The 5,826-nt window shown below is 72.0% G+C and carries 8 protein-coding genes and 1 pseudogene; all 9 read right to left on the reverse strand.

The window, feature by feature from the left end:
- Window positions 1–11: 11 nt before the first annotated feature.
- Entirely contained in the window at window positions 12–1,589 is a 1,578-nt protein-coding gene (locus G6021_RS13565) for an anthranilate synthase component I (RefSeq protein WP_182641513.1), read from the reverse strand.
- On the reverse strand, window positions 1,586–1,765 hold the full coding sequence (locus G6021_RS13570) for a tautomerase family protein (RefSeq protein WP_179525144.1): 180 nt from the start codon (window positions 1,763–1,765) through the stop codon (window positions 1,586–1,588). Before G6021_RS13570 ends, G6021_RS13565 begins: the two co-directional genes overlap by 4 nt.
- Before the next feature lie 4 nt (window positions 1,766–1,769).
- The gene (gene hisI / locus G6021_RS13575; RefSeq protein ID WP_182641514.1) at window positions 1,770–2,123 is read right to left on the reverse strand and encodes a phosphoribosyl-AMP cyclohydrolase; all 354 of its coding nucleotides are present in this window, start codon (window positions 2,121–2,123) and stop codon (window positions 1,770–1,772) included.
- The gene (hisF, locus tag G6021_RS13580; RefSeq protein WP_182641515.1) at window positions 2,120–2,893 is read right to left on the reverse strand and encodes an imidazole glycerol phosphate synthase subunit HisF; all 774 of its coding nucleotides are present in this window, start codon (window positions 2,891–2,893) and stop codon (window positions 2,120–2,122) included. Before hisF ends, hisI begins: the two co-directional genes overlap by 4 nt.
- 7 nt (window positions 2,894–2,900) lie before the next feature.
- Window positions 2,901–3,815, reverse strand: coding sequence for an inositol monophosphatase (locus tag G6021_RS13585; protein WP_182641516.1), 915 nt, complete (start codon window positions 3,813–3,815; stop codon window positions 2,901–2,903).
- 60 nt (window positions 3,816–3,875) lie between these two features.
- Complete coding sequence (gene priA / locus G6021_RS13590) at window positions 3,876–4,631, reverse strand: bifunctional 1-(5-phosphoribosyl)-5-((5-phosphoribosylamino)methylideneamino)imidazole-4-carboxamide isomerase/phosphoribosylanthranilate isomerase PriA (protein ID WP_179525140.1); 756 nt, start codon at window positions 4,629–4,631, stop codon at window positions 3,876–3,878.
- Window positions 4,631–4,939, reverse strand: a complete 309-nt coding sequence (locus tag G6021_RS13595; protein WP_182641517.1) for a hypothetical protein — start codon at window positions 4,937–4,939, stop codon at window positions 4,631–4,633. The genes priA and G6021_RS13595 overlap by 1 nt, the downstream gene beginning before the upstream one ends.
- A 22-nt stretch (window positions 4,940–4,961) precedes the next feature.
- Window positions 4,962–5,624: an imidazole glycerol phosphate synthase subunit HisH gene (gene hisH / locus G6021_RS13600; RefSeq protein WP_182641518.1), complete on the reverse strand. Its 663-nt coding sequence runs from the start codon at window positions 5,622–5,624 to the stop codon at window positions 4,962–4,964.
- A pseudogene (locus G6021_RS13605) lies at window positions 5,621–5,826 on the reverse strand (MFS transporter); the annotation flags it as partial. The pseudogene G6021_RS13605 and the gene hisH, both read right to left, overlap by 4 nt.

The following is a 5,826-nucleotide window of genomic DNA, read 5'->3' on the forward strand; positions in this document are numbered from 1 at the left end:
GGCGTTCTGGGTCACCGGCCCTCCCCCGGCGTGTCCGCGCCCGCAGCGCCTCCCGTGGGGCCCGCGGGTCTCAGGGTGTCCGCCGCCGCGACGGCGCGGAGGACCGCCATCGCCTTGTTGCGGCACTCCTCGTCCTCGGATGCGGCGACCGAGTCGGCGACGATCCCGGCACCGGCCTGGACGTAGGCGGTCCCGTCCTTGAGCACCGCGGACCTGATGGCGATCGCCTGATCGGCGTTGCCGGCGAAGTCCACATAGCCGACCACTCCCCCGTAGACCCCGCGACGGGTGTCCTCGAGATCCTCGATGATCTGCAGCGCGCGGGGTTTGGGCGAGCCCGACAGGGTGCCGGCCGGGAAACAGGCCGTGACGGCGTCGATGCCCGTGCGCCCCTCCGCCAGGCGGCCCGTCACGGTGGAGACCAGGTGCATCACGTGGCTGTACCGCTCGACCTGGCGGAACTCGGTCACGACGACGGAGCCCGGCTCGCAGACGCGGCCGAGGTCGTTGCGACCCAGATCCACCAACATGAGGTGCTCGGCGTTCTCCTTGGCGTCCTCCACGAGGTCCTTGGCCAGCAGGACATCGTGCTCGTCGTCCTCACCCCGCGGCCGGGTCCCGGCGATCGGATGGGTCGTGGCCAGCCCGTCCTGCGCCTTGACCAGGGCCTCGGGGCTCGATCCGACGATGGTGAACGCGGTGCCACCGAAGCCGTCGTCCCCGCTGCCGTCCGGGACCGTCATCAGATACATGTAGGGGCTCGGATTGGTCGTGCGCAGGATCCGGTAGACGTCTCTCGGCGAGGCCGAGGTGTCGACCTCGAAGCGCTGGCTGAGCACCACCTGGAAGGCTTCCCCGGAGTAGATCTGCTCGATGATGTCGGCCACCCGCTCGTGGTAGGTCGACTCGTCGGTGCGGCGGCGCATCCGCGGATCCGGTGTGTCGAAGACGCTGACCCCGCCGGCGCCGGGAGCCGCGAGCCTCGCCGTCATCGAGTCCACCCTGGCCACCGCGTCGGCGTAGGCCTCCTCGACCCGGTCGTCGCTGCCGTCCCAGTTGACCGCGTTGGCGATCAGGTGGATCCGGCCCTCGTGGTGGTCGAACGCCGCCAGGTCGGTGGCCAGCATCTGGACGAGCTCGGGGATGTGGAGGTCATCGGTGGTGTCCGGTGTGATGCGCTCGAGTCGGCGCACGATGTCGTACCCGAGGTACCCCACCAGCCCGGACGTCAGCGGCGGCAGGCCCTCGATCTGGTCGGTCCTCAGCAGGTCCAGGGTCCGGCGCAGGGCGTCGAGCGGGTCTCCGCCCGTCGGAGCCCCCGCGGGCACGTGCCCCCACCACATGGCCTCACCCGCGTCGTCGACGGTCAACGCCGCGGCCGACCCACAGCCGATGAACGACCACCGCGACCACGACCGGCCGTGCTCGGCCGACTCCAGCAGGAAGGTCCCGGGCCGGTCGGCCGCGAGCTTGTCGTACGCGGAGAGCGGCGTCTCGGAGTCGGCGAGCACCGTGCGCACCACGGGGACGACCCGGTGGCCCGAGGCGAGCGCCCGGAACTGCTCGAAGGTGGTGGTCCTGGTACTCATCCGACGACCCGGCCGCCGATCCCGAACGAGTCGTGCGGCATGTCGTTGACGAGCACCCACACCTTGGCCGGGTCCTTGCCCGCGGCCTCGGCGTAGGCGGCTGTGACGGCCTCGATCACCCGGGACTTGGACTCGGGGTCCATCCCGTCGAGCTGGTTGATCTGGATGAAGGGCACGGGCTCAGTCCTCCCCGAGGAGTGTGTCGGTGTCGAAGCAGCTGACCGTGCCGTTGTGGCAGGCTGCCCCGGTCTGGTCCACCTTCAGCAGGACGGTGTCGCCGTCGCAGTCGATCTCCACTCTGCGCACGTGCTGCACGTGGCCGGAGGTCTCCCCCTTGACCCACCGCGTCCCGCGCGAGCGCGAGTAGTACACCCCGCGCCGCGTGGCCAGCGTCTCGGCGAGGGCGGCGTCGTCCATCCACGCCATCATGAGGACCCGACCGGAGGTCGCGTCCTGCACGACGGCAGCGATCAGACCCTCCGCGTTCCGGGTGAGCCGGTCGGCGATGGTCGGGTCCAGGGCCGGATCACTCATCGGACCGTCATCCCCTCGGCCGCCATGGCCCTCTTCACGTCGCCGATCGTCATCTCGCCGAAGTGGAAGACGCTGGCCGCGAGAACGGCGTCGGCGCCGGCCTTGACCGCGGGGGCGAAGTGCTCGACCGCGCCGGCCCCGCCGGAGGCGATCACGGGGATCGTCACCGCCGCACGGACCGCACGGACCATGTCCAGGTCGAAGCCCGCCTTGGTGCCGTCCGCGTCCATCGAGTTGAGCAGGATCTCCCCCACCCCCAGCTCCTGGCCACGCCGGGCCCACTCGACGGCGTCGATCCCGGTGCCCCGGCGGCCACCGTGGGTGGTGACCTCCCATCCCGATGGTGTGGGGGCCTCGCCCGCCGGCACCGTCCGGGCGTCGACGGACAGGACGATGCACTGGGAGCCGAAGCGCCTGCTGAGCTCCTCGAGCAGCTCCGGACGCGCGATCGCGGCGGTGTTGACGCTGACCTTGTCCGCCCCGGCGCGGAGCAGCTGGTCGACGTCCTCGGCAGCGCGTACCCCGCCGCCCACGGTGAGGGGGATGAAGACCTGCTCCGCGGTGCGTGTGACCACGTCGAGCATGGTCCCGCGCCCCGAGGACGACGCGGTGACGTCGAGGAAGGTCAGCTCGTCCGCGCCCTGCGCGTCGTAGGCGGCTGCCAGCTCGACCGGATCACCGGCGTCCCGCAGATCGAGGAAGTTCACGCCCTTGACCACGCGGCCCGCGTCGACGTCGAGGCACGGGATCACCCGGGTGGCGAGTGTCATGCCCGGTTCACCGCTCCCCGTCGAGCCACGGGCGGTTGCCGTCGGGACCGGGGGTGGCCCGGCGACGGCCCGCCTCGAAGAAGTTGCCCGGCTCGCCGAGCTCGCGGATGGTGCCGAGCACCTCCGCGTGCGCTCGCGGGCCGGCGGCGAGGATCGACTGGGAGTCGATCGACCACGGCTCACCGGTCAGGTCGGTGACCACTCCCCCGGCCGCGCGGATGTGGGAGGCGCCCGCGGCGTTGTCCCACGCGTAGTTGCCGAAGCTCACCGCAGCGGACAACCGGCTGGAACCCACGAACGACAGGTCCACCCCCGTCGACCCGAACTTGCGGGTGCGGGCGGCGTCGAGGGTGAGCTGCTCGAACACCTCTCGTCGATAGGCCGGCGGGTAGGTGGTGCGGGCGCCGGTGTTGAGCGACCCGAGGCCCAGCGCGACGTCGCGGATGGAGACGTCGGCGATCCGCGGGATCTCCTCGTCGTTCTCCTTGAGCGGGCCCCCGGCGATCGAGGTGAACCGCAGGCCGAGGAGGGGAAGCCAGGTCAGCCCGAGCACGGGCTGCCGCTCGTGGACCAGCGAGACGAGGATGCCGGTGGTGGGGATGCCGAGGGAGTAGTTGGCCGTGCCGTCGATCGGGTCGACCACCCAGAGTGTGCCCTCGTTGACCGGCGGGCCGCCGAACTCCTCGCCGTGCACCTCGAGATCGGTGCCCTCGCGCAGGGCGTCGGAGATCCGACGCTCCAGCTCGAGGTCGAGCTCGGTCGCGAAGTCGTTGCGCGAGCCCTTGGCGCGCGTGCCCTCGGCACCCAGTCCCTCGACGAAGCGGGGGGTGACCTCCTCGAGCACGCGGGCCGCCAGGGCGAGCGCCTCCGCGGGGTCGACGGACAGGTCCGTCGGCAGGGTGTTTCCGGTCTGATCGGTCATCTCGGGCCTCCTGCTCGAGGTCATGGGGTGGGGTGGAGCCGCCTGGTGGTCACTGCCGGCTCAGCGGACGCTCACCGCGGCCAGCGCCTCGGGGAGGGTGAAGCGACCGGCGTAGAGGGCCTTGCCCACGATCGCGCCCTCGACGCCCTCGGGCACCAGCGTCGCGATGGCCTCGAGGTCGGCCACGGAGGACACCCCGCCGGACGCCACCACCGGCGCTCCGGTGACCGAGCACACCTGGGAGAGCATCTCGAGGTTCGGACCGTTGAGCATGCCGTCCTTGGAGACGTCGGTGACGACGTACCGCGCACACCCGTCCTTGTCGAGGCGCTCCAGCACCTCCCACAGGTTGCCCCCGTCGGACACCCACCCGCGGCCACGGAGTCGGGGCTCGCCGTCGACCACACGGACGTCCAGCCCCACCGCGATGCGGTCCCCGTGCCGGGCGATCGCGGAGGCGCACCACTCCGGGTTCTCCAGGGCGGCGGTCCCCAGGTTGACCCGGGCGCAGCCGGTCGCGAGGGCGGCCTCCAGCGAGTCGTCGTCGCGGATCCCCCCGGACATCTCGACCTTGACGTCGAGCGCGCCGACCACCTCGGCCAGGAGGTCGCGGTTGGTCCCGCGTCCGAAGGCGGCGTCGAGATCCACCAGGTGGACCCACTCGGCCCCGTCCCGCTGCCACTGCATCGCGGCCTCGAGCGGAGATCCGTACGAGGTCTCGGTCCCGGCCTCCCCCTGCACCAGACGGACGGCCTGCCCGTCGGCGACGTCCACGGCGGGCAGGAGTTCGAGGTAAGAAGCGTTGGTCACGGGCATCAGCGTAGTCCGTCCGCCCGGGGGTGCTCCCCATCGCCCTCGGCCGGTTCCGACGGCTCCCCGGGGTGTACGCCGGAGTCGACCCCGACCTCGACGGCGGGCTCGTCCCCGTACTCGGCACGGATCGCCCGATCGGTGATGCGGGTGGACACGACCCCCATGGCCACGACCGTCATGACCACCCCGACCAGCGCCACGACCGCCCGGCCCACCGGCGGCAGCGGGAGCAGCGCCACCGCCAGGGCCGTCAGCCCCAGGGAGAGGACCCCCGCCCCGGATACCCCCAATGCCAGTACCGCGAACGACACGGGCGCCGGGCGACCCCGGCGGTCAGCCAAGGGATCTGATCCAGTTCTCGAGCAGCTGAAGTCCGGCGTCGCCCGACTTCTCGGGGTGGAACTGGGTGGCGGACAGGGGCCCGTTCTCCACGGCGGCGACGAACCTCGTGCCGTGCCGGGCCCAGGTGACATCCGGCGGGGCCAGGTGGTCGGACGGTTCCATCTCCCACCGCTGCACCCCGTAGGAGTGGACGAAGTAGAAGCGCTCGTCGGCGGGCATGCCGGCGAACAGGACGCTGCGCTCGGGCGCCTCGACGGTGTTCCACCCCATGTGCGGCAGCACCGGTGCCTCCAGCCGCTCGACCACCCCGGGCCACTCACCGCAGCCCGCCGCCCCGGAATCGGCGTGCTCGCCGTCCGAGAACTCCGTCCCACGCTCGAACATCACCTGCATACCCACACAGATCCCCAGGACGGGGCGACCGCCGGCGAGACGCTCGCCGATGATCCGCGGCCCCTTGACCGCCCGGAGACCCTCCATGCACGCCGCGAACGCACCGACCCCCGGGACCACGAGCGCGTCCGCCTCGGTGGCGACCCGGTGGTCCGAGGTGAGCTCGACCCGGGCGCCGACACGCTCCAGCGCGCGATGGGCCGAGCGGAGATTGCCCGAGCCGTAGTCGAGGAGCGCCACCCGCGGGGCCGATGAGGTCATGGGCTCACTTTATCGTCCGTGGCGGGCGAGGTCAGATCACGCGTCGGCCGGGTGCGCCGGGCGCCCACCGCCGCGGGACCGCCGACGAGCAGCACCACGCCGGCCGCGACCGTGAACAGGACGACGTATCCGAAACCGGCGACGCCACCCATGACCACCGACCCGAGACCCGTGCCCGCGTCGAAGGAGATGTTCCACGAGG

The sequence above is a fragment of the Dietzia sp. CW19 genome (assembly GCF_014145265.1).
In the GTDB taxonomy this organism is placed as follows: domain Bacteria; phylum Actinomycetota; class Actinomycetes; order Mycobacteriales; family Mycobacteriaceae; genus Dietzia; species Dietzia natronolimnaea.